Origin of the sequence: Amycolatopsis alkalitolerans (assembly GCF_006152065.1) — a bacterium.
Taxonomy (GTDB): Bacteria; Actinomycetota; Actinomycetes; order Mycobacteriales; family Pseudonocardiaceae; genus Amycolatopsis_E; species Amycolatopsis_E alkalitolerans.
Genome location: NZ_VDFW01000015.1, coordinates 13,917 through 34,603, shown reverse-complemented (window position 1 = coordinate 34,603; position 20,687 = coordinate 13,917). Strand labels below are relative to the sequence as shown.

Here is a 20,687-nt window from a genome sequence, read left to right as displayed (position 1 = left end):
GAACATCACTCGTCGCGGCGCGTTGACCTCGCCTTGTCCGGCAGTCTCACCGATCACCAGCAGGCTCTCAGCCGGCTCGAACCGGTTCGGCGCCCTGCTCGACAGCTACCTTCTCGATCAATGCCTGCCGTTGCGACCTCCCTTCCTCGTGCGAGATATGGGCGTCGGGCCGTTCGCCGCGATCGACCGGCGCGATGCGCCGCATCAGATTCAGCCCGATCGCGGTCGCCTCAACCTCAAGTAAAGACCGAGACTGCTTGCTCTCGGAGACATGCTCGGCGCACGACATCCGGCCGGTGACCAGGACCGGATCCCCCTTCACGAACGCGGACCGCACGGCCAGCGCGTGGCGGCCCCAGCATTTCACCTTGGCCGACAGATGCCGCCCGTCGACCCATTCGCCCTTGTCCTTGTCGAACCGCCGCTCCGTGCTACGCAGCCAGAACGTGAGCAGTTCACGGCGAGCCCCGCCGATCCGCTTGAACTCCGGATCACTCGTCACGATGCCGGCCACGGCCACCGTCGTCTCGCCCAGAGCCATCACTCTCAACCTCTTCCCCTGTCGGAACTTCCTGCCGTGACACCAAGCCTGGCGGTAAGGAGGCACGCGGGGAAGAGGCAGTTGACCTTCCTGTGGACAACCGGGGGTATGTGGATAACCAGGACGGCGGAGCTAGGAATGCGCCTTGCCCTCGTCGGCCATCCGCTCGAGCATCGCGTTGTAGGCGGCCAGATCCGAGTCGCCCGTCAACTCCTCGCGACGATCCTTGCGCTTCGCCTCACGCTCGTCCGCCCGCGCCCACTGTACGAGGAGCGCGATGAGCACCAGCAGCACCGGCAGTTCACCGGAAGCCCAGGCGATACCCCCGCCGAGTCGTTGGTCCGCAAGGAGATTCGTGACCCATGGCAGTTTCAGCGACCGGTAGAAGGACTCACCGATCACGGTCTGGGTCGACATGAGGATCACGCCGAAGAACGCGTGGAACGGAATCGCGGCGAACATCATGCCCAGCCGGCCGAGATGCGGGAGGCGGCGAGGCGCGGGGTCGACGCCGATCACCGGCCAGTAGAAGACGTACCCCGACAGCAGGAAATGTGCATTCATCAGAAGGTGTGCCCAGTGGTAGTCCAGCGCGCTGTCGAACAGTCCGGAGAAATACAGAACGTAGAACGAGCTGACGAACAGCAGCAGTGCTACGACCGGATGAGTGAGAACCTTCGCCAGCGGGGACCGCACGAACGCGAGCAGCCACTCACGGGGACCCGGCGGGGAGTCCTTGCCCGCGACCGGAAGTGCCCGCAGGGCGAGCGTCACCGGACCACCCAGCACGAGCAGTACCGGCACGACCATCGACAGGAGCATGTGCACACCCATATGGGCGCTGAACATCGCCGACGAGTAGCGCCCGAGACCCGATGAGGTCGCGATGAGCAGCACGGCGCAGCCGGCCAGCCACGCGACGGTCCGGCCCACCGGCCACGAATCCCTGCGCCGCCGTAACCGCCGCACACCGGCGAGGTAGAGCCCCGCCAGTACCAGCGCCGCCGTGCCGTAGATCAGGTCGAACCGCCAGTCGAAGAGCAGCCGGGACACGGTTGGCGCACCGGGCAGGTCGTAGCCGATGAGCAGTTCGAGAACGGACGGCTGAGTCACCGCGTCGGCCGGTGGCGGGGTACGCGCGAGGGCCGTCGCGAGGCCGATCGTGACGAACATGATCAGCAGTTCGACCGCAGCCAGCCGCAGCAACTGCCCACCGCCGCGACCGTCCACCAGCGCCCGGACGCCGCGCGAACGCTGTTGCTGCCCGAAGACGCCGAGCATCGCCAGGCCCACGATCTTCGCGATCACCAGCAAGCCGTAGTCGGTGGTGAGCAGATCACCCGGCGAGATCCGCACGAGCGCGTTGATCACCCCGGACACCGCCATCGTGATCCAGCAGACGAGCGCCAGCTTCGAGAACCGGGTCGCGGCGAGCGTCAGGTGCCGGCCGCGCCGCCAGCCGTGCGCGAGCAACGCGAACAGGCCGCCGACCCACAGCGAAGCGGCGACGAGGTGATAGAGGAGGCTGCTCGTCGCAATATCGTGCGAGCCGCCGCTCGCGGAGTGACCGGTCACCGCGACCGGCATCAGCGCGGCGACGGAGACGAAGAACAGCACGGTGGTCCAGCCCCACGACAGCGCGAGCCGGCAACTGATCGCCAGCACGAGCGTGAACGCGGCGGTGACCAACCATGCCTTCGGCTGCTCGATCGCGTCGACCAGATTCAGGAGCACCACCGGCGAGAAGAGTTCGGTGACCGGCTTGCCGGCGCCGTCGGCCGCGCTGAAGAACACCGACGCCAGCGCCGCCGCGAACCAGACCCAGGCCGCGGATCCCGCCGTGCGCAGCGCCGCATATCCGTCGCGGGCGACCGTGCCCGAAGCCTGCGGCGGCACCAGGAACGACGCGAGCAAGAGTGAGCCGACGCAGACCACCGCTGCGGCATCCGCCAGCACGCGCACCACGCCGACGCCGTAGTGCGTGAGAGCGCCCGGATCGGGCAGACCCTCGATCACGTATGTCGCTCCACCGGTGACCGCGACCAGGGCGACCGCGAGTACGGCCGCGACGACCACACTGATCGTCAGCAGCGGAAGGACGCTCGTCTTGCGCCGGGAGGAAACCTCGGACTCCACGGCTACGAGGGTATGCGCGCCTCAGACGGCGGCCGTGGCCGCGGTGAGTTCACGGTGACGTGCACGACCTGCGCCGACGGCCGCGGGGGCGATGAGCGCGGCGAGGAAACCGACCAAGACGAAGGAGACCGGCAGCGAACTCAGCTGTGCGATACCGCCGATGACCGGCGGACCGGCGAGGAAACCGCTGTAGGCGATGGTCGTGACGAACGCGATTTCACGCTCCCCACCGCTGCCATCGGCCCGTTTGCCGGCCGCGCCCGCGAGACTGAGCGCGATCGGGAACGACGCGGCCAGCCCCGCTCCCGCGAGACCGAACCCGGCGAACGCGAGACCGGCGACCGGCACCACAGCCGCCAGGACCAGCCCCAGTCCGGCGAGCGCCGCCCCCGCGACCAGCGTCCGCACCGGACCGAACCTGTTCTGCGCCCAGGCGCCGCCGAGCCGGGTCACCGCCATCGTCAGCGAGAACACCGCGAACGCCAGCGCGGCCGCCGCCTGTCCGACGTGCTGCGCGGTGACCAGCAGCAGTGCCGACCAGTCCGAACTGGCTCCTTCGGCGATGGCCGAGCACAAGGCGATCGCCGCGAGCAACCACAGCACGGGCCTGCGAACCAGGGCGGTACGGGCGATCGGCGCCGCCCGTTCGGCCCTCGGCGCCGCTCGCGGCAGGCCTGGCAGGACCAGCAACAACGCGATCAGGACGACGGCGCCGGCGACGAGCAGATGCCGGAACGGGGACCACTGGTGCGCGGCTGCGAGCCCCGCCGCCGAGGACGCGATGAGGCCGCCGAAACTGAAGCCGGCGTGGAAGAACGGCATGATCGCGCGACCGAGCCGCCGTTCCACGCCGACCGCGCCGATGTTCATCGAAACGTCCAGCGCGCCGACCGAGGCGCCGAGGCCGAACATCACAAAACCCAGCGCGGGCACCGAGCCCGCGGCACCCACGAACGGCAGGAACACGCAGGTCAGCAGCGTCGAGGCGATGATCGCGGTACGGGTGCCGAACCGCTCGACCAGCCTTCCGGACATCGACGCGGCGACGACCATCCCGATACTGCCCCCCAGCAGTGCCAGCCCCAACGAACCCGGTGCGGCGTGCAGCCTTTCGGCCAGCGCGGGCACGCGAGGCGCCCACGAGCCGTAGGCGGCCCCGTTCAGCGCGAACACCACGAACACCGCGACCCGGTCCCCGACCATCCCAACACCTCCTTACCCCACCATCGCTTAAGCGCTTCAGAAAGTCCATCCGTTTACACTGTGCCGATGACAGGCCGGCGAGCCCCGACGCTGGACGACGTCGCCGACGCCGTCGGCGTCTCCCGGGCGACCGTGTCGAACGCATACAACCGCCCGGATCAGCTTTCCGCGCGCCTGCGCGAAGAGGTGCTGCGCGCGGCGAAGCGGCTCGGCTACCCGGGTCCGAACCCGATCGCGCGCAGCCTCGCGACGAAACGCACCGGCGCGATCGCGTTCATGCTCGACACCGGCCTGTCCGCGGCCTTCTCCGACCCGGCGCTGTCGATCACGCTCGATGCCCTCGCCGCGACCGTCGATCCCGAGGGGCTCGCACTCCTCCTGCTGCCCGGCGGGGACGACGGGGGACCGCGTGCGGACCGGGTGCTGGCCGCGCAGGTGGATCTCGCTGTCGCGTATTCGCTTGCCGACCGGGCGCCCGCGTTGCGCGCGGTACGGCAGCGGAGGCTGCCGCTGGTCGTCATCGACCAGCCCGCCGTCGCGGGAGCGGCGCGCGTGAGCACGGACGACCGGGCGGGTGCTGTCGCCGCCGCGCGGCACCTGCTGGACCTGGGGCACCGGAGGTTCGGAATCCTTTCTGCGCAATGTCTTTCCACCCCACGCGGCGGACCGCTGTCCGCGGAAGAAGCTGCCCGCTCGCGGTTCGGCGACAACCGGGAACGGCTTCGCGGTTACCTCGACACCGTCGCCGAGGCCGGAATTTCTCCCGGCGAGGTGCCGATCTGGGAGGCGTCGGGGGTTTCGCGAGATGAGGCGATGACCGGTGCCGCCGGGCTGCTCGACCGCGGCCCTCGACCGACGGCTTTGCTGTGCATGTCCGACGAACTCGCGCTGGCGGCCATGGCCGTCGCCAAGGAACGTGGACTCTCCGTTCCCGGCGCCCTGTCCGTGGTCGGCTTCGACGATACACCAGGAGCGCACTGGTCGGACCCGCCGCTCACGACGGTGCACCAAGACTTGGTGCGCAAGGGAAAGCTGGCCGGCGAACTCGCCCTGCGCCTGCTCGCCGGCCGCCGCGCGCCGGCACCGACCACTTTGGACGTCGAGCTGATCGTGCGCGGATCGACCGCGCCCGTGCGGTAGCAGAATCTCCCGGAGCGCACAACGGGTTCCGGAAAGTTGTGGATAACCGTAGCCCGATCGGACGAAGGGGATCTACTTATCCACAGAAGTAGAAATTCGTGCTGACATTTCCTGGCCGACCCGGCATTGTTGAGTTCACGAGGGAGCCGCGGCATTCCGGCCGCGCCACCATTTTCATGGGGAGAGAAAAACATGAACCTGCGTACATATCTGCCGCGTATCTTCGTCATCGCCGCGCTCGGACTGCTTGCCGGATCCGGCATCGCACAGGCCGATCCCGGCAGTCCCGACAACGGCTGCGAGCAGGGCGAGTTCTGCGCGTGGGCCGCTGAGTCCTATGCCGACGCGGTGCAGCGCCTCGATCTGAGAACAGCCAATCCGGAGGAATGTCTCGTGCTGCCAGGACAGATCGAGGCCCGGTCGTTCGTCAACCAGATGGACCGGGACGTGACGGTCTATCAGGACACCGAATGCAGTACCGAAGGTGATTTCATCACGTATCCGGGGCACGGGACGTACGTTCCCCGAGCGCCTTTCGTCGTGCGGGCGGTGAAGATCTGGGACATGGTCTAGTGCTGCGTGATCCTGTCCGGTTTACGTTGCCGTGTTTGCCCGTGCGGTCGGTGAGTTTGCCCGCTGCGTCACTGAGTTTGCTGGTCCGGTCGCTGAGTTTGCCCACGGCCGCAGCGGTCAGCCAACTCGGTGACGCCCCGAGCCAATTCGGCGACGCCAGGGGCCAACTCGGTGCCCTGGCAGGCAAACACGCCCGCGCGTAAAGACAACAAGATCACGAGACACTAGCCGCCTGACCCGCCGTGCCGGCGGGACCGGTTGTGGCGGACGGCCACCGCTCCTGGGGACTCACAGTCCGGTGGCCGAGCCGTCCTGGGGCCGCTTGTCGCGGCCCCGCCCGCGGGTGCACCGTTCCGCCCCCCATTTGTCACGGTGCACCCGCGGGTCCTCCCGTAGCCCCGCAAGCCAACCGCACCGATCCCACCCTCGCGAACCACGACCGGCTCGTGACTACCTCCGGCAAGCACCACAACTCCGCGCTTTACCACATCCCGGCAACGCTGCTCACCGCATCGCCGCCTGCCGGCGACGGGGCGAGCGCTACCAGCTCACCGGCACCGACGGCAGCCACATCACCGTTCCCCGAAGCCCGCCGCCTCATCCTCGAGCGACACACCGTCCACACCGAGCTACGCGCCGCTCATCAACAGGAACGGACGGACCGACGACACAAGAAGATCACAACGAAAGGCCCGTCCACCGCCAAGCCCGCGAGCCCGCACGCGGCTTCACATCTGCTAAGAGCTCAACGGCGCCGCCTACCGCTCACCGCTCCCTCGCCAACTGCTGTGGCTACGTCCGCTTCTACAGGTCGAAAGCCGACCTCCCGCTCGATCACACGGGACGGACGCGGCGCCCACCGTCAGTCCGATTGTTCGTCGCGATCGGCGCGGAGTTCGTCGCCCGGCAGCGCTTTCGCCGGTTTGGTGAGGACGGCCCTGATCGCCGCCGCGTCGGCTTTCGGTGTGCGATCCTCGGCGAGCAGGCCGTTGCGCTCCTGTTCGGTGTCGGTGAGTTGCGTATAACAGAATCCTGCCAGCGCCGGAGATTCGAGCAGGGCACTGACCAGATCGTCGAGCTTCCGCACGAGCTCAGGCCCGCCCGCGACGATCGAGTAGCCGAACCATTTCTCACCCGCCGCGGGGCCGTAGGTGAGACCACCGAATTCCGTCAGCATCACCGGACGGCCCGGATCGATGTCACCGAGGACGAGCCTCCGGCCGCCGGGGCGGGCAGTGGCCAGGGTTTCCAAGATGACGTCAGCGTTTCCGTACCGAGCGCGAAGGGAGGAGCCAGTGGGTGCGTAGTCGTGGACGCCGTAGATATCCGCTTCGGCGATTTCCCAGCCATCATTGGCGATGACAGGACGAGTGGGGTCGATGGCCTTTGTGAGGTGATAGAGGGACCGCGCGAAATGAGCCTGCGCGGGCGACGAATCGATATCGGGGACGCCCCAGCTTTCGTTGAGCGGCACCCAGGTAACGATGCACGGGTGGCTCCTGTCCCGGGCGAGGATCTCGAGCCATTCGCGGGTCAACCGCTCGGCGGCGACGGGTCCGAACTCGTAGGCGTTCGCGGTTTCGCCCCAGACGAGCAAGCCCAGGCGGTCGCACCAGTGGAGGAACCGCGGGTCCTCGACCTTCTGGTGCATCCGCACGCCGTTGAAACCGAGTTCCTTGACGAGTTCGACTTCGCGGCGGAGCGCCTGCGCGTCCGGTGCGGACAGATGCGACTGTGGCCAGTACCCCTGTTCGAGGACCAGGCGGGGAAAGTACGGCACGTGGTTGAGCAGGAACCTGCCATCCGCCGTGCCGACCTCGCGCAGTCCGAGGTAGCTCGTGACCTCGTCGGCCGGGCCCTCGTCCGGGTGCACTTCGACCAGGGCATCGACCAGCCGCGAATGTTCCGGCGACCACAACAACCGCAGCCTGTCCTGGCCATGGCGTAGGGCCGGTATCGCGACGTCAAAGCTGAACCTCGTGCCGGCGACCCGGACCGACTGGTCGGCGAGGACGTCGTCGTCGTGGCGAAGGACGACCCGCACGGTCGCGGCAGCGGCGGACAACTCACCTTCGCACCTGACGGTCGCGTGCACGAGGTCGGGAGTCCAATGTAGATCGCGCAGGTGCGTCGCCGGTACGACCTCACCCCAGACCGGTTGCCAGATACCGGTGGTGCGGTGATACCAGATGTCGTGGGGTTCCGCGCGCCAGTCCTGCTTGCCGCGGGGTTGCGCGGGATCGTCCGGCCGGTCCTCCACCCGGACCACAATGGACTGCTGGACCGCGTGCAACGTTTCGCTGATGTCGAAAGAGAAAGGAGTCTGCCCGCCCACGTGCCCACCCACGTGAACCCCGTTGACCCAGACCGACGCGGAGTAATCGGCCGCCGCGAAGTGCAGGATGAACCGGAAGCCGGGCGCCAGCGGCGGAATATCGAACTCGCGGTGGTACCACACGATCGCGTGCGGCGCCGGATCGTGCACGCCCGACAACTCGGACTCCGGCGGATACGGCACGATGATGTGCCGGTCGAGCGCCGCCACGTCGGTATGCCAGCCGCCGGCCAGTCCGCGATCCTCGTCGTCGAAGGCGAAGTCCCATTGCCCGCACAGGTCGATCCAGCCCTGCCGGACCAGTTGCGGGCGCGGGCAGACGTGCTCGGGTTCGACGTCGATCACGACCGGCACGATACGCAACCGGCGACGTCCGAGCGAGCCGTTGAGCCGGGCCGCGAGTCGTTGATATGGTGTTCCGGTGACTGCCGGGTCGGCGCAAAGCCATGAGCGGACAAGGTTCCCGGCCGCTCGATGAATCTCCGGCGGGCCAGGGGCCCGCCGCCTCTTCCCCTTTCCCCTACAGACTGGGTGACGAGAGGAGGTGAAAAATGTCCCAGTCCACGCAATGGCTTGCCTTCCTCGCGGAGCACGGCGACGGCGGCGTGGTCAATGCGAAGGTGACCGAGGTATTGCCGTTCGGCGCACTTCTCGAAGTCGCGCCGGGAGTCCACGGGTTGCTACCGCACTCCACCGGCGCGACCGAGCCGCAGGTCGGCTCAACCATCCCGGTACGGGCCGCGGAGATCGACGTCGAGAAACGACGGATCCGGTTCGCGGCCGCCCGAGCGAAAGGCGACGGTTCCTGCGCCTGAGCGGATCAGGTTCCCGGCCACCTGAGCGGAGGGCAACGGTTCCCGGCCACCCGAGCGGAGGGCAACGGTTCCTGACCGCGTGAGCGGACGGCACCGATTCCTGGCCGCCTGAGCGGAGGGCAACGGTTCCTGGCCGCCTGAGCGGAGGGCAACGGTTCCTGGCCGGGGTGAGCGGAGAGCAGCGATTCCCGGCCACCCGAACGGAAGGCACCGAATCCTGACCGCCTCGGCGGACGGCACCGGCTCGCAACCGCCCGAACGAAAGGCACCGCTTCGCGGCCACCCGAACGAAAGGCACCGAATCCCGATCGCCCGAAGGGAGGACAACGATTCGCAACCGCGTGAGCGGACGGCACCGAATCCCGACCGCCTGAGCAGAGGGCACCGATTCGCAGCCGCCCGGGCGAAAAGCGCCGATTCCCGACCGTCTGAGCGGATCGGGTTCGCGGCCGCCGGAGAAGGGAGCGTGTGGAGGCAGGTTGGCGCTGCCTCCACACGCTCTCCGTACAAGCGCGCCCGGACCGGTCAGCCGACGTCGGCGACTATGCACGTGATGTTGTCCGGGCCGCCGCCCGCGTTGGCGAGTTCGACCAGTTTGCGCACGGTGGCGTCCGGGTCGCTGGTCGCGGCCAGGGTCTCTTCCAGCAGCTCCGGCGGGACCGCGTCCGAAAGACCGTCCGAGCAGATCAGGTACCGGTCCCCGGCCTTGACCTCGACCGCGAACACATCCGGCTCGGCCTGGCCACCGCTTTGCAGCGCCCTCGTGAGCACCGAGCGGCTCGGGTGGGTCATGGCCACCTCCCGCGTGATCCGGCCCTGATCGACCAGCTCCTGCACCACGGTGTGATCGCGGGTGATCTGCTCGAGCTCACCGTCACGCAGCCGGTAGGCGCGCGAGTCGCCGACATGGGCCAGGGTGAACCGGGCGCCGTCCCACAGCAGCGCGGTCAGGGTTGTACCCATGCCGAGCAGTGCCGGGTCCTCCTCGGTGAGCGCGGTCAGCCGGCGGACCGCATCGGTCACCATTTCCGGCAGCGCTTCCGCGGGCTCGAGGTCACGGGTCTCGAGCCGCTCGTCCAGCGCAGTGACAGCGGCGACCGCCGCCGAGCTGGCGACCTCGCCGGCCACGTGGCCGCCCATCCCGTCGGCGACCGCGAGCAGCCGTGAACTGGTGAAGACCGAGTCCTCGTTCGCATCCCGCCGCTGCCCGACATCGGTGGCAGAGGCATACCGGAGCGTCAGTGGCCCACTGGGTTCCATACGTGAAGTAAAGCAGTGGGCGATCCGGCGCGGCACCGGCGTCACCCCCGCTGACCGGCGAACGGTGCCACGAGCAAGATCATCGGCTGGCCGGCCACCACGAACCCGGCGCGACCACGGGCGGTTAACCTGCTGTGGTGCTGATGTTGCTGCCCCCTTCCGAGACCAAGGCACCCGGCGGGGACGGCCCGCCGCTGAACCTCGACGAACTCTCGCACCCCGAGCTCAACCCTGTCCGCCGGAAGCTGGCCGACGCGCTCGTCGACCTCGCCGCCGACGTACCCGCGAGCCTCGGCGCGCTGGGCCTGACCCGCCGGCAGGAGGACGAGGTCGCGCGCAACGCCGCGCTGTGGTCGTCGCCGACGCTGCCCGCGCTCGAGCGCTACACCGGCGTCCTCTACGACGCACTCGACATCGGCCGTTTCACCAAGGCCCAGCTCGCGAAGGCGCGCGGGCGCCTCGCCGTCGCGTCCGCTTTGTTCGGCGTCGCCCGCGCCGACGACCGCATCCCCGCCTACCGGCTCTCCGGCGACAGCTCACTCCCCTCGCTCGGCTCCTTGCGCGCGCTCTGGCGCCCCGTTCTCGAGCCGGTCTTCGCGGGAATGGACGAGCTGATCGTCGACCTGCGTTCCGGCGCCTACGCCGCACTCGCCGGTATCCCGGGCGCGGTCACGGTGCGCGTGGTCACGGCGACCGGGAAGACGATCAGCCATCACAACAAGGCCTACAAGGGCAGGCTGGCCGCCGCGCTTGCGAAGACCGGCCGCGCACCGTCCACCGTCGAGGCTGTACTGTCCGCCGCCTCGAAGGCGGGCTTCGAGGTCAAACGCACCGGCGACCGCGAGATCGACCTCGTCATCGTGCACTGAACCGCTCCGGCCGGTACGGCTCGAGATCGAGCGACGGCCGTGCCCCGAGCGCCAACTCCGCGATCAGCCTTCCCGCGAACGGGGCGAGCGTCAGCCCGCTCGGGCCGAAACCCGTGGCGATCAGCACGTCGGGGCGTTCGGTCAGCGGCCCCAGCAGGGGCAGCCCGTCCTCGGATGCCGGACGGAACCCGACGCGGGTCTCCAGCAGAGTCGCGTCGGCGAGCCCCGGTGCCACGGCGAGCGCGTTCTCGAGCACCTCACGCTGCCCGGCCGCGGTGATCCGGTAGTCGAAGCCGGACCCCGTCTCACGCGTCGCGCCCGCGACCACCCGGGAACCGGGAAACGCCAGTAGATAGTGGCTCGACACCGGCAGCACGACCGGCCACGGGCCGGTGTCCACACCCGGCAGTTCGAAGTGGCTGATCTGCCCGCGCTGCGGCGCCACCCCCAAGGAGACGCCGAGCGGCTCGACCAGGTCCGCGCTCCACGCCCCGGCGGCGACGACGATCTTGTCCGCGGCCACCGTCGCACCATTGACGTGCACGTCGCCGCCGGTAAACCGGGCCTCCCCGGTCACCACCTCGGCGCCCCGCTTGGCCGCCGCCGTGAGCAGCGCCTCCCGCAGCTGCCGGCCGTCCACGCGGGCGCCGCCTGCCACGTACACCGCTCCGAGTTCGGGCGCCAGCGCCGGGAACAACTCGCGTGCCCGATCGAGCCGCCGCACTTCGCCCGCGACCGCGGACGCCGCCGCTCGCCGGCTCACCCGCTCATGCGCCTCGTCCAGCTCGCCAGGATCCGCCGAGACGACCATGCCGCCGACGACCTCGAACGACGAGCCGGTCACCCCGTCGTCGGCCAGCTCCGCGACCAGCGTCCGGTAGTAGTCCGCGGCGACCGACGCGGCGCGGTTGTGCTCCTCTGGCCCGCGCGAGGTCCAGGGGCACACGATGCCCGCGCCGGCCGCGGTCGCGACTCCGCTTCGGCCGGCATCGACCACGACCACTTCCACGTCCCGCCGCGTGAGCTGGTAGGCGGCGCTCGCGCCGGCGATTCCCGATCCGATGACGACAACACGCACGATCGCCAGTCTGCCGCGACTGTGCCGTTCGTTACCAACCCGACGGCGGACACGGGTGTTCACGAGCAGGTCGGCCACGGACCGTGTCCGCCTGCCTTCGGCCGGACTGGTAATTCGGTTGCGCCAGCAGCCGCCGCGAGCAGATCATCACGGTTCCGGCGGACGAAAGGAGGCACACGATGGCTGTTCCCGTGCTGACTCGTGCCCTTTCCCATCCGTTCGCCCCGCTCGGCTGAAGTCACGCCTGGTGGGGCACCCTCGCAAGGAGAACCCACCAGTGCGTGACAAGCGCGACCGTTTCGACAACGACACCTACACCCGTCGTGGCCGCCTCACCGAATACGAACGTGCCCGGCTGGCCGAATCGCCCGAACAGGATCTCCCCGGCGACGGGGACCGTTACTCGACCTGGGACACCGGCGAGCGCGGCCCGCAGCCGTACCCGGAGTGGCTCGTCACCGACCTCGCCGCCGTCGACACCGAACTCGGCATCCTCAAGACCGGCAAGGAAGCCGACGTGCATCTGCTGCGCCGCGGGCTGCCGGACCGATCCCGCGAATGCCTGCTCGCCGCGAAGCGCTACCGCTCGAGCGAACACCGCCAGTTCCACCGCGACTCCGGCTATCTCGAGGGCCGCCGCATGCGCCGCTCGAGGGAGAACCGGGCGATGGCCAACCGGACCTCGTTCGGCCGCAACCTCATCGCGGAGCAGTGGGCGGTGGCCGAGTTCGCCGCGCTGGGTCGCCTGTGGACGGCCGGGCTGCCGGTGCCGTACCCCGTGCAGCGCGACGGTACCGAGCTGCTGCTGGAGTTCCTCGGTGACGAGGACGGGACTGCCGCGCCGCGGCTCGCGCAGCTCCGGCCCGGCGAGGACGAGCTGGCCGACCTGTGGTTCCAGGCGGAGAAGGCGCTCGAGCAGTTGGCCGCCGAGGGGCTCGCGCACGGCGACCTGTCCGCCTACAACGTCCTCGTCCACGAGAGCAGGCTGATGCTCATCGACACCCCGCAACTGGTCGATGTGTTCGCCAACCCCGGCGGCGCCGAATATCTGGCCCGCGACGCGGCGAACCTCGCCGGGTGGTTCAGCTCACGCGGTCTGAACCTCGATGTGCCCGATCTCGTCGCCAAGCTGCGTGATCGGGCCGGTCTCAGGTGAGTTCAGCCCTTCAGGTAGACTCATCACAGACCGCAACCGGCGGCGTGGAGTGTTGTTCTTCGCGGCCAAGCCAGCTTTCGTGGCTCGCGGTAATCCACCCACCAAAGGCGCACCTAATGCGCCGGGTCCGTCCCTGTGAACGCCCAGGACAACACTGCGCCCCGAACGAAGCGGGCGGTTGGGCCTCCTTGCGACGTGCCACGTCCGAGAGGCAGTTAGTGAGCATCACCTTCGAGTCCACCTCGGTGACCTCGTTCGAAGACCTCGACCTTCCGCGGGCGCTGCTCGGCGCCCTGCGGGAGCAGGGGATGACCTCCCCGTTCCCGATCCAGTCGGCCACCCTGCCCGACGCGCTCGCCGGGCGCGACGTGCTGGGCCGCGCGCAGACCGGTTCCGGCAAGACCCTGGCGTTCGGGCTGGCGTTGCTGGGCCGGCTGGGCGGCGGCAAGGCCCGTCCGAAGCACCCGCGCGCGCTCGTGCTGGTCCCGACCCGTGAGCTGGCGATGCAGGTCGCCGACGCGCTCATCCCGCTGGCCAAGGCGATGAACCTGTGGTGCCGCACCGTCGTCGGCGGGATGGCCTTCACGCGACAGGCCGATGTGCTCAACCGGGGCGTCGATCTGCTGATCGCCACCCCCGGCCGGCTTTCGGACCACGTGCGGCAGGGCACCTGCGTGCTGTCGGATGTGAACTTCATCGCCCTCGACGAAGCCGATCAGATGGCCGACATGGGCTTCCTGCCGCAGGTCCGGGAGATCCTCGACCTGACCCCGCCCGGTGGGCAGCGCCTGCTGTTCTCCGCGACGCTCGACGGGGACGTCAAGAAACTCGTCGACCGCTACCTGACCGACCCGGTCGAGCATTCGGTCGCGCCCGTCACCGCGAGCGTGGACACGATGGACCACTACGTGTTCCAGGTGTCGCACCAGGACAAGCAGTCGATCGTCACCGAGATCGGCGCCCGCGAGGGCCGCACGATCATGTTCGTGCGCACGAAGCACCACGTCGACCGGCTGGCCGAGCGGCTGCGTGCCAGGGGTGTCGCGGCCGGTGCGTTGCACGGTGGCAAGACCCAGGGCCAGCGCAACCGCGTGCTCGCCGACTTCAAGGAAGGCCACACCCCGGTGCTGGTCGCCACCGACGTCGCGGCCCGCGGTATCCACGTCGACGACGTGAGCCTCGTGCTGCATGTCGACCCGGCGGCCGACCACAAGGACTACCTGCACCGCGCGGGCCGCACGGCGCGCGCGGGGGCGTCCGGCACGGTGGTCACGCTCGTCACGCACGACCAGCGCCGCACGGTGCGGCGGATGACCGAGCGCGCCGGGGTGCGCGCGGAGTCGACCGTCGTGCGCCCCGGGGACCGGGAACTCGCCCGGGTCACCGGTGCCCGCGAGCCCAGTGGCGTGCCCGTGCCCGAGCGGCGCCGTGAGCCGCAGCCCCGCCGCGATGGCGGGCCGCGCGGTAACCGCCACCAGGGCGGCCGTGGCCGCGGTTTCGGTGGGCACCGTCAGGGCGGGTTCCGCGAAGGCCGTCCGCCGCGGCGCGACGGTCGCGGCCCGGCGCGCCGCACGCGCGACTGACTGCGCAGTTCAGGGAGGCCATCGTCGAGGTGTGACGGTGGCCTCCACCGCGTCGTGGGACGGGCCTGAGACACTGCGGGGGTGGATGCAGCCCAGAAACCGCCCGAGCAGGTTTTCGACTGGCTGGACGCGGAGGCGGACCGGCGCGCTGAAGCGGGCCTGACCCGCAGGCTCAACCCGCGCCCTGCGTCGAGCGCCGAACTGGACCTGGCCGGCAACGACTATCTCGGTCTGGCACGGGACAAGCGGGTGGCCGGAGCGGCCGCGGCGGCCGCGCTGCGCTGGGGTGCGGGCGCCACGGGTTCGCGCCTGGTCACGGGTTCCACGGAACTGCACGCGGAACTGGAGCACGAACTCGCGCGGTTCTGCGGGTTCCAGGCGGCGCTGGTGTTCTCCTCGGGCTTCACCGCGAACCTCGGCGCGGTGACGGCGTTGTCGGGCGCCGAATCGGCGATCGTGACCGACAAGTACATCCACGCCTCACTCATCGAGGGCTGCCGCCTTTCCCGGGCCGGGATCGCCGCCGTCGCGCACAGCGATGCGGCCGCTGTCGAGCATGCGTTGGCGACGCGGCGTACGGACCGCGCGCTCGTGGTCACCGACTCGGTGTTCTCCGTCGACGGGGATCTCGCGCCGCTGACCGAGCTCTCCACGGCGTGCCGCAAATACGGCGCGGCCTTGCTCATCGACGACGCGCACGGGTTCGGTGTGCTCGGCGAAGGGGGCCGTGGCGCGGTGCACGCAGCCGGCCTCGCCGGTCAACCCGACGTCGTGACCACGGTGACGTTGTCGAAATCTCTTGGCGCGCAAGGAGGCGCGGTACTCGGGCCGCGCCGTGTCATCAAGCATCTCGTGGAGACCGCGCGCAGTTTCATCTTCGACACCGGTCTCGCGCCCGCCAGCGCCGCCGCCGCACTGGCCGCGCTCGGTGTGCTCAAGTCCGAACCGGACCTGGCCGGCAAGGTGCTGGCGAACGCGGCGCGGCTGTCCGAACAGCTCACCGACGCGGGCTTCCGGGTCAGCCGGCCGGACGCGGCCGTCGTGTCGGTGCAGGCCCCCTCGGCCGACGAGGCCGTCGGCTGGGCGGCGCGCTGCATCGAGCAGGGCGTGCGAGTCGGCTGCTTCCGGCCGCCATCGGTGCCCGACGGCATCTCCCGGCTTCGCCTGACCGCGCGCGCGGACCTCAGCGAGTCCGATGTGGACACCGCGGTGAAGGTGATCAGCGCGTGCGCGCCGCCACGCGCCGCCACATCCTGATGTGCGGGATACCGTCCTCGTCGAATTCTTCACCCTCGGGGACGTACCCGAACTTCGCGTAGAACCCCTGCGCGTACGTCTGCGCGTCGAGCACGCTGTCGGCTTCCCCGACGATCTCGAGCGCTTCGGTCATCAGGCGCGCGGCGAGGCCGCGGCCACGGGCACGTTTCGCCGTCACCACGCGCCCGATGCGGTAGCGCCCACCCTCGTCCAGGACCCGCAGGTACGACTCGACGCCCTGTTCACCGGACAACCACAGATGCCGCGTCCCCGGCAGCAGATCCCGGCCGTCGAGCTCGGGATAGGGGCAGTTCTGCTCGACGACGAACACGTCGACGCGCAGTTGGAGCAGGTCGTAGAGCTGGCTCGTGGTCAGCTCGGTTCCGGTGACGTTCACCGGTCCTTGCTACCAGAGAAGCCCGCGCTGCTGGGACTGCGCCCTGATGTCGTCGGCGTAGGTGCCGACGCGCGCGTACACGCCGGGCTTACCGGGCTTCGCGCACCCGTCGCCCCATGAGACGAGGCCGACCAGCGTGTCACCCTCGACGAGCGGGCCGCCCGAGTCGCCCTGGCAGGCGTCGACCCCGCCCTGCGGATAGCCCGCGCAGACCATGCTCTTCGCGTCGTAGTTGCCGTAGCTGGACAGGCAGCTCGAATCGCTGACGATCGGGACGACGGCCTTGCGTAGCGAGGTCGCGCGGGCGCCTCCGTCGCTCGTGCGCCCCCAGCCGACCACGGTCGCGTTCGTGCCCGCGTTGTACAGGGAGGTGTCGGACTGGCTGGGCAGTTTGACCGGCTGGTACGGCAGCCGCCGGTCCAGGTTGAACACCGCGACGTCGTCGCCCTTGCCGGGGTCGGTGAACCCGGGCTCCGTCCAGACCCGCACGACGCGCGCGACGACCCCGTCCGAACCGGACTTCTCCTCGCGGCCGGCCACGACGCGCAGATCCGACTGTGACACCGCCGACGCGCAGTGTGCCGCCGTCGCGACGGCCGAGGAACTGACGAGCACGCCGCCGCAGAACTGGTTTCCCTTGGCGTCGGTCAGGAAGACCGCGTACGGATAGTCCTCGATGGAGGCCTGGTCGCCGCCGACGATGCGCGGCTGCACCTGCGGCGCGGGCGGAGTCGTGGCGGGGCCGCTGGTGGCCGCGACAGCGGCGACGGGTAAGGACGCCGCGACCGCGGCAGCGCCCGCGAGCAGGAAACGGAACTTGCGGTCGCGCCGGGCGTGCTTCGCCATGGATCTGCCCTCTCTACCGGATGCGGCCTGTGCATGTCGTCGCGCTCGGCATTCACTGGACTCCGGCGCGTAAGGATGCGGCCGTCGCAACCCTAGTCGACCGACATTCGAGGCGGTGTCACTGGATCGGGTGGTCTCCCCGCGGCCTGTCAAGCCGGCGACGAGCGGCTCGCGGGAACAAGATCCGCGCCCGGCGGGTTCACCGAAAAGGATCCAGCTGACCGCGGAGGAAGAGCGTGCCCCACTACGACCTGGTGATCGTCGGTACCGGCTCCGGGAACTCGATTCCCGACCCGAGATTCGCGGACTGGAAGACGGCGATCGTCGAAAAGGGCGTTTTCGGCGGTACCTGCCTCAATGTCGGCTGCATTCCGACCAAGATGTTCGTGCACACGGCCGACCTCGCCGCGACCCCGGCGATCAGCAGCCGGTTCGGCGTGGACGAGGAGTTGCTCAACGTGCGGTGGCGCGACGTCCGCGATCGCATTTTCGGCCGTATCGACCCGATCGCGCTCGGCGGTCACGACTACCGGATCAACCACGCGGACAACGCCAACGTCACGGTGTACGAGGGCGAAGGCCGCTTCACCGGGCACAAGGAGATGGCGGTCTCCCTCGCCGAGGGCACCGAGACGATCACCGCGGACCGGTTCGTGCTCGCCGCGGGCGGGCGCCCGGTCATCCCGGACATCGAGGGCCTCGACGAGGTCGGCTACCACACCTCCGACACCGTGATGCGGCTCGACAAGCTGCCCTCACGGCTGGTGATCATCGGCAGCGGGTTCATCGGGGCGGAGTTCGCGCACGTGTTCTCGTCGTTCGGCGTCGACGTCACCGTGGTCGCGCGGTCGGGCGCCCTCCTGCGCGGCGAGGACGAGGACGTCAGCGCGCGGTTCACGGAACTGGCGAGCGAGCGTTTCGACGTCCGGCTCAACCACAGGCCGCGCCGGGTACGGCGGACGGAATCGGGTATCGCCGTCGAACTGGCCGGCGGGGACGTCATCGAGACCGACGAACTGCTCGTCGCGGTCGGCCGGCGCCCCAACTCCGATCTGCTCGACGTGGCCGCCACCGGTGTGACCACAATGGACAGTGGACACGTCGTGGTGGACGCGTACCAGCAGACCTCGGCCGAGGGTGTCTACGCGCTCGGCGACATCTCCTCGCCGTATGAGCTCAAGCACGTCGCGAATCACGAAGCCCATGTGGTGCAACACAATCTGCTGCATCCGGACGAACGAATCCAGGCGGACCACCGGTTCGTCCCGCACGCGGTGTTCAGCTCACCGCAGATCGCTTCCGTCGGCCTGACCGAGCAGCAGGCCCGCCGGCGTGGCCTGAACTACGTGACGTCCAAACAGGACTACGCCGGGATCGCCTACGGCTGGGCGATGGAGGACACCACCGGGTTCGCGAAACTCCTGGCGGATCCGGAGACCGGGCATCTGCTGGGCGCGCACATCATCGGCCCGCACGCCTCGACCGTGATCCAGCCGCTCGTCCAGGCCATGAGCTTCGGCCTCGACGCGCGAAGCATGGCGCGGGGCCAGTACTGGATCCATCCGGCGCTGCCGGAGCTGATCGAGAACGCGCTGCTGAACCTCGACCTCGGCTGAGTCCCCCTTCCGGCCGCCGCCCGGCTTCAACAACCAGATAGTTGTACAAACTTGCGGTTGTGTGTACTGTTCCGGGCATGCCAGTGGCCGAAGACGAGTTGAGCCAGGTGTTCTCCGCGCTCGCGGATCCCACCCGGCGCGCCATCCTGGAACGGCTCGCCCGGGGCAACGCGACCGTGGGCCAGCTGGTCGAGCCGTTCGGCATGACCCAGCAGGCGATCTCCAAGCATCTGAAGGTGCTCGAGCAGGCCCGGCTCATCTCACGTATCCGGGCCGCGCAATCGCGGCCCTGCGTACTCGAAACGGAACGCCTGGCGGCGGCCGCCGGCTGGATCGAGCGCCACCGGCGGATCTGGGCCGATCGCCACGACCGCCTTGGCACCCACCTTGCCGCCTTGAGGAGGCCGAACGATGACCGAGACCGGTGAGCTCACCATCCGGCGCGTCCACCACGGTTCGCGCGAGCTGCTGTTCGACTGTATGACCAAACCCGAGCACCTCGCCCACTTCTGGGGCCCGGCGGGCACGACGACGCCGGTCGAGAACATCGTCGTCGACCTGCGCCCCGGCGGCGCGTTCGAGACGACCATGGTCGGCGAAGACGGCGGCACCTACACGATGCGGGCGGTCTACGCCGAGGTGCGCCGCCCGGAACTGCTCGTATGGATCGAGCCGGAGGTCGAGGGCGGTATGCGCACCGAGATCACCTTTCACGACCTCGGCGACGGCCGTACCGAGGTGATCACGCATCAGACCAACGTGCCCGCCGCGTACCTCAGCGCCGAGGCGCGGGCCGGGTTCGCCACCAGCCTCGACCGGTTCGACGCCTATCTCGCGAGCCTGCCCGTCTGACGAAGGAGCCGCGGCGGAGCACCGGATGCTTGAGGGCCAGACTCACTAGGCGGCGCTACGTCGTGTCCAGAATGGACGCCAGACGGGCTCGGGAAGTGTTGCCAGGCTTCGGAAGTAGTCGATGATCCCGCGCAGTCCGGGTGGTGGATCCGTGGCGCGGAAGAGGAGCGACAGCGGGTAGGCGATCGTCGGGTTCACGACCGGGATGCGGCGAAGGTCGTAGCCGGCCGGCCAGACGAGGCGGTCGCGGTTGCCGACGAGGGTGGCGACGTCGGCCGAGTCCGCAAGGGTGTCGAGGACGACTTCGACGCCGAAGTTCGGGCCCGCCCCGTCGATGCGGAGGTCGAGTTCGGTGGCGAGCTGGTCGTAGAACACGCCCCATTCGCATCGGGGTGCGATGCCCGGCACCCAGATCCGGTGCCCGCGCAGCTGGGCCGGTGTCAGCGTTCGCGCGGCGGCCAGCGGATGCCTCGGGCCCGCGAGGAACTCCAGCGGGAAGTCGAGCACGTGGACCATCCGGACGTCGCGTGGCAGCGCGGCCGGGTCGGTGATCGTGCGGAACGACGCGTCGATGTCGCCCGCTTGGATCGCGGCGACCGCCACCTGCGGGTCCGCCGCTCTCAAGGTCACCACGTCGAGGTCGGTTCCGGGATGCGACCGCCAGTAGTCGTGGAGGATGACGGCCTGGCCGCTTCGGAACCCGAGGACGTCGATCCGCAAGGCCCGTGAGTTCGGCCTGATCGCGGTGATGGCGCGCTCGACACCCGTGACGATGCTCCGCGCATGTGGGAGGAACGCCTGACCGTCGAGCGTCAACTCCACCCCTCGGGCGGTCCGGGTGAACAGGCGGATTTCCAGCTCGCGCTCGAGGGCGGCGATCCGCTTCGAAACCGCCTGCTGTGTCACGCCCAGCTCGTCGGCGGCGTGTTGCAGCTGTCCGAGCTCGGCTGCCCGGACGAATGATCGCACCGCTTCGGTATCCATCGAGGGCAGCTTAGGTGCCCAACTGATCGTTGTGGCTCGCCGGGAG

19 protein-coding genes are annotated in these 20,687 nt (G+C 69.4%); 10 read left to right on the top strand and 9 right to left on the bottom strand.

All coding sequences use genetic code 11. The features are described from left to right. Nucleotides 1-67 precede the first annotated feature (67 nt). The 3 genes from FG385_RS17955 to FG385_RS17945 all read right to left on the bottom strand — a co-directional run bounded on the left by FG385_RS17955 (nt 68) and on the right by FG385_RS17945 (nt 3,880). Complete coding sequence (locus tag FG385_RS17955) at nt 68-541, bottom strand: single-stranded DNA-binding protein (protein WP_139097912.1); 474 nt, start codon at nt 539-541, stop codon at nt 68-70. A gap of 132 nt (nt 542-673) precedes the next feature. Further along, nucleotides 674-2,677, bottom strand: a complete 2,004-nt coding sequence (locus FG385_RS17950) for a cytochrome c oxidase assembly protein (RefSeq protein WP_139097911.1) — start codon at nt 2,675-2,677, stop codon at nt 674-676. A gap of 21 nt (nt 2,678-2,698) precedes the next feature. Beyond that, complete coding sequence (locus FG385_RS17945) at nt 2,699-3,880, bottom strand: MFS transporter (protein ID WP_139097910.1); 1,182 nt, start codon at nt 3,878-3,880, stop codon at nt 2,699-2,701. 66 nt (nt 3,881-3,946) lie between these two features. Between FG385_RS17945 and FG385_RS17940 the strand changes: the two genes are divergently transcribed. Continuing rightward, a complete protein-coding gene (locus tag FG385_RS17940) occupies nt 3,947-5,020 on the top strand; it encodes a LacI family DNA-binding transcriptional regulator (RefSeq protein WP_139097909.1) in 1,074 nt (357 codons plus the stop codon). 192 nt (nt 5,021-5,212) lie between these two features. After that, nucleotides 5,213-5,593: a peptidase inhibitor family I36 protein gene (locus FG385_RS17935; protein ID WP_139097908.1), complete on the top strand. Its 381-nt coding sequence runs from the start codon at nt 5,213-5,215 to the stop codon at nt 5,591-5,593. Between the two features lie 862 nt (nt 5,594-6,455). Here FG385_RS17935 and FG385_RS17930 read toward each other — a convergent pair. Next, entirely contained in the window at nt 6,456-8,273 is a 1,818-nt protein-coding gene (locus FG385_RS17930; RefSeq protein ID WP_139097907.1) for a glycoside hydrolase family 2 protein, read from the bottom strand. A 206-nt stretch (nt 8,274-8,479) separates the two neighbouring features. Here FG385_RS17930 and FG385_RS17925 point away from each other — a divergent pair, with 206 nt between their 5' ends. Then, complete coding sequence (locus tag FG385_RS17925) at nt 8,480-8,743, top strand: S1 RNA-binding domain-containing protein (RefSeq protein ID WP_139097906.1); 264 nt, start codon at nt 8,480-8,482, stop codon at nt 8,741-8,743. A 525-nt stretch (nt 8,744-9,268) separates the two neighbouring features. On the opposite strand, the gene FG385_RS17920 is transcribed toward FG385_RS17925, so the two are convergent. Continuing rightward, on the bottom strand, nt 9,269-10,003 hold the full coding sequence (locus FG385_RS17920) for a Stp1/IreP family PP2C-type Ser/Thr phosphatase (RefSeq protein WP_139097905.1): 735 nt from the start codon (nt 10,001-10,003) through the stop codon (nt 9,269-9,271). Nucleotides 10,004-10,140: 137 nt separating this feature from the next. Here FG385_RS17920 and yaaA point away from each other — a divergent pair, with 137 nt between their 5' ends. Next, nucleotides 10,141-10,872, top strand: coding sequence for a peroxide stress protein YaaA (yaaA, locus tag FG385_RS17915; RefSeq protein ID WP_139097904.1), 732 nt, complete (start codon nt 10,141-10,143; stop codon nt 10,870-10,872). On the opposite strand, the gene FG385_RS17910 is transcribed toward yaaA, so the two are convergent. Further along, the gene (locus FG385_RS17910; RefSeq protein ID WP_139097903.1) at nt 10,859-11,950 is read right to left on the bottom strand and encodes an NAD(P)/FAD-dependent oxidoreductase; all 1,092 of its coding nucleotides are present in this window, start codon (nt 11,948-11,950) and stop codon (nt 10,859-10,861) included. The genes yaaA and FG385_RS17910 overlap by 14 nt on opposite strands. A 277-nt stretch (nt 11,951-12,227) precedes the next feature. On the opposite strand from FG385_RS17910, the gene FG385_RS17905 reads away from it, so the two are divergent. The 3 genes from FG385_RS17905 to FG385_RS17895 all read left to right on the top strand — a co-directional run bounded on the left by FG385_RS17905 (nt 12,228) and on the right by FG385_RS17895 (nt 15,946). Continuing rightward, nucleotides 12,228-13,106, top strand: a complete 879-nt coding sequence (locus tag FG385_RS17905; RefSeq protein WP_235022633.1) for a serine protein kinase RIO — start codon at nt 12,228-12,230, stop codon at nt 13,104-13,106. Between the two features lie 218 nt (nt 13,107-13,324). Continuing rightward, nucleotides 13,325-14,689 carry a DEAD/DEAH box helicase gene (locus FG385_RS17900; RefSeq protein WP_235022632.1) on the top strand — a complete coding sequence of 455 codons (1,365 nt, stop codon included), beginning with the start codon at nt 13,325-13,327 and terminating at the stop codon, nt 14,687-14,689. A gap of 81 nt (nt 14,690-14,770) precedes the next feature. Beyond that, the gene (locus FG385_RS17895; RefSeq protein WP_139097900.1) at nt 14,771-15,946 is read left to right on the top strand and encodes an 8-amino-7-oxononanoate synthase; all 1,176 of its coding nucleotides are present in this window, start codon (nt 14,771-14,773) and stop codon (nt 15,944-15,946) included. Here the strand turns inward: FG385_RS17895 and FG385_RS17890 are convergent. Both FG385_RS17890 and FG385_RS17885 read right to left on the bottom strand, forming a co-directional pair. Beyond that, the gene (locus tag FG385_RS17890) at nt 15,909-16,343 is read right to left on the bottom strand and encodes a GNAT family N-acetyltransferase (protein WP_139097899.1); all 435 of its coding nucleotides are present in this window, start codon (nt 16,341-16,343) and stop codon (nt 15,909-15,911) included. The two genes, FG385_RS17895 and FG385_RS17890, sit on opposite strands and share 38 nt — an antisense overlap. A 9-nt stretch (nt 16,344-16,352) precedes the next feature. Further along, a complete protein-coding gene (locus FG385_RS17885; RefSeq protein WP_139097898.1) occupies nt 16,353-17,189 on the bottom strand; it encodes a S1 family peptidase in 837 nt (278 codons plus the stop codon). Between the two features lie 236 nt (nt 17,190-17,425). Here FG385_RS17885 and FG385_RS17880 point away from each other — a divergent pair, with 236 nt between their 5' ends. The 3 genes from FG385_RS17880 to FG385_RS17870 all read left to right on the top strand — a co-directional run bounded on the left by FG385_RS17880 (nt 17,426) and on the right by FG385_RS17870 (nt 19,657). Next, nucleotides 17,426-18,805: a mycothione reductase gene (locus tag FG385_RS17880; RefSeq protein WP_139097897.1), complete on the top strand. Its 1,380-nt coding sequence runs from the start codon at nt 17,426-17,428 to the stop codon at nt 18,803-18,805. A gap of 77 nt (nt 18,806-18,882) precedes the next feature. Next, nucleotides 18,883-19,233 carry an ArsR/SmtB family transcription factor gene (locus FG385_RS17875; protein ID WP_200834510.1) on the top strand — a complete coding sequence of 117 codons (351 nt, stop codon included), beginning with the start codon at nt 18,883-18,885 and terminating at the stop codon, nt 19,231-19,233. Next, complete coding sequence (locus FG385_RS17870) at nt 19,217-19,657, top strand: SRPBCC family protein (protein WP_139097896.1); 441 nt, start codon at nt 19,217-19,219, stop codon at nt 19,655-19,657. Before FG385_RS17875 ends, FG385_RS17870 begins: the two co-directional genes overlap by 17 nt. Before the next feature lie 45 nt (nt 19,658-19,702). On the opposite strand, the gene FG385_RS17865 is transcribed toward FG385_RS17870, so the two are convergent. Then, the gene (locus tag FG385_RS17865) at nt 19,703-20,641 is read right to left on the bottom strand and encodes a LysR family transcriptional regulator (RefSeq protein ID WP_139097895.1); all 939 of its coding nucleotides are present in this window, start codon (nt 20,639-20,641) and stop codon (nt 19,703-19,705) included. Nucleotides 20,642-20,687 lie beyond the last annotated feature (46 nt).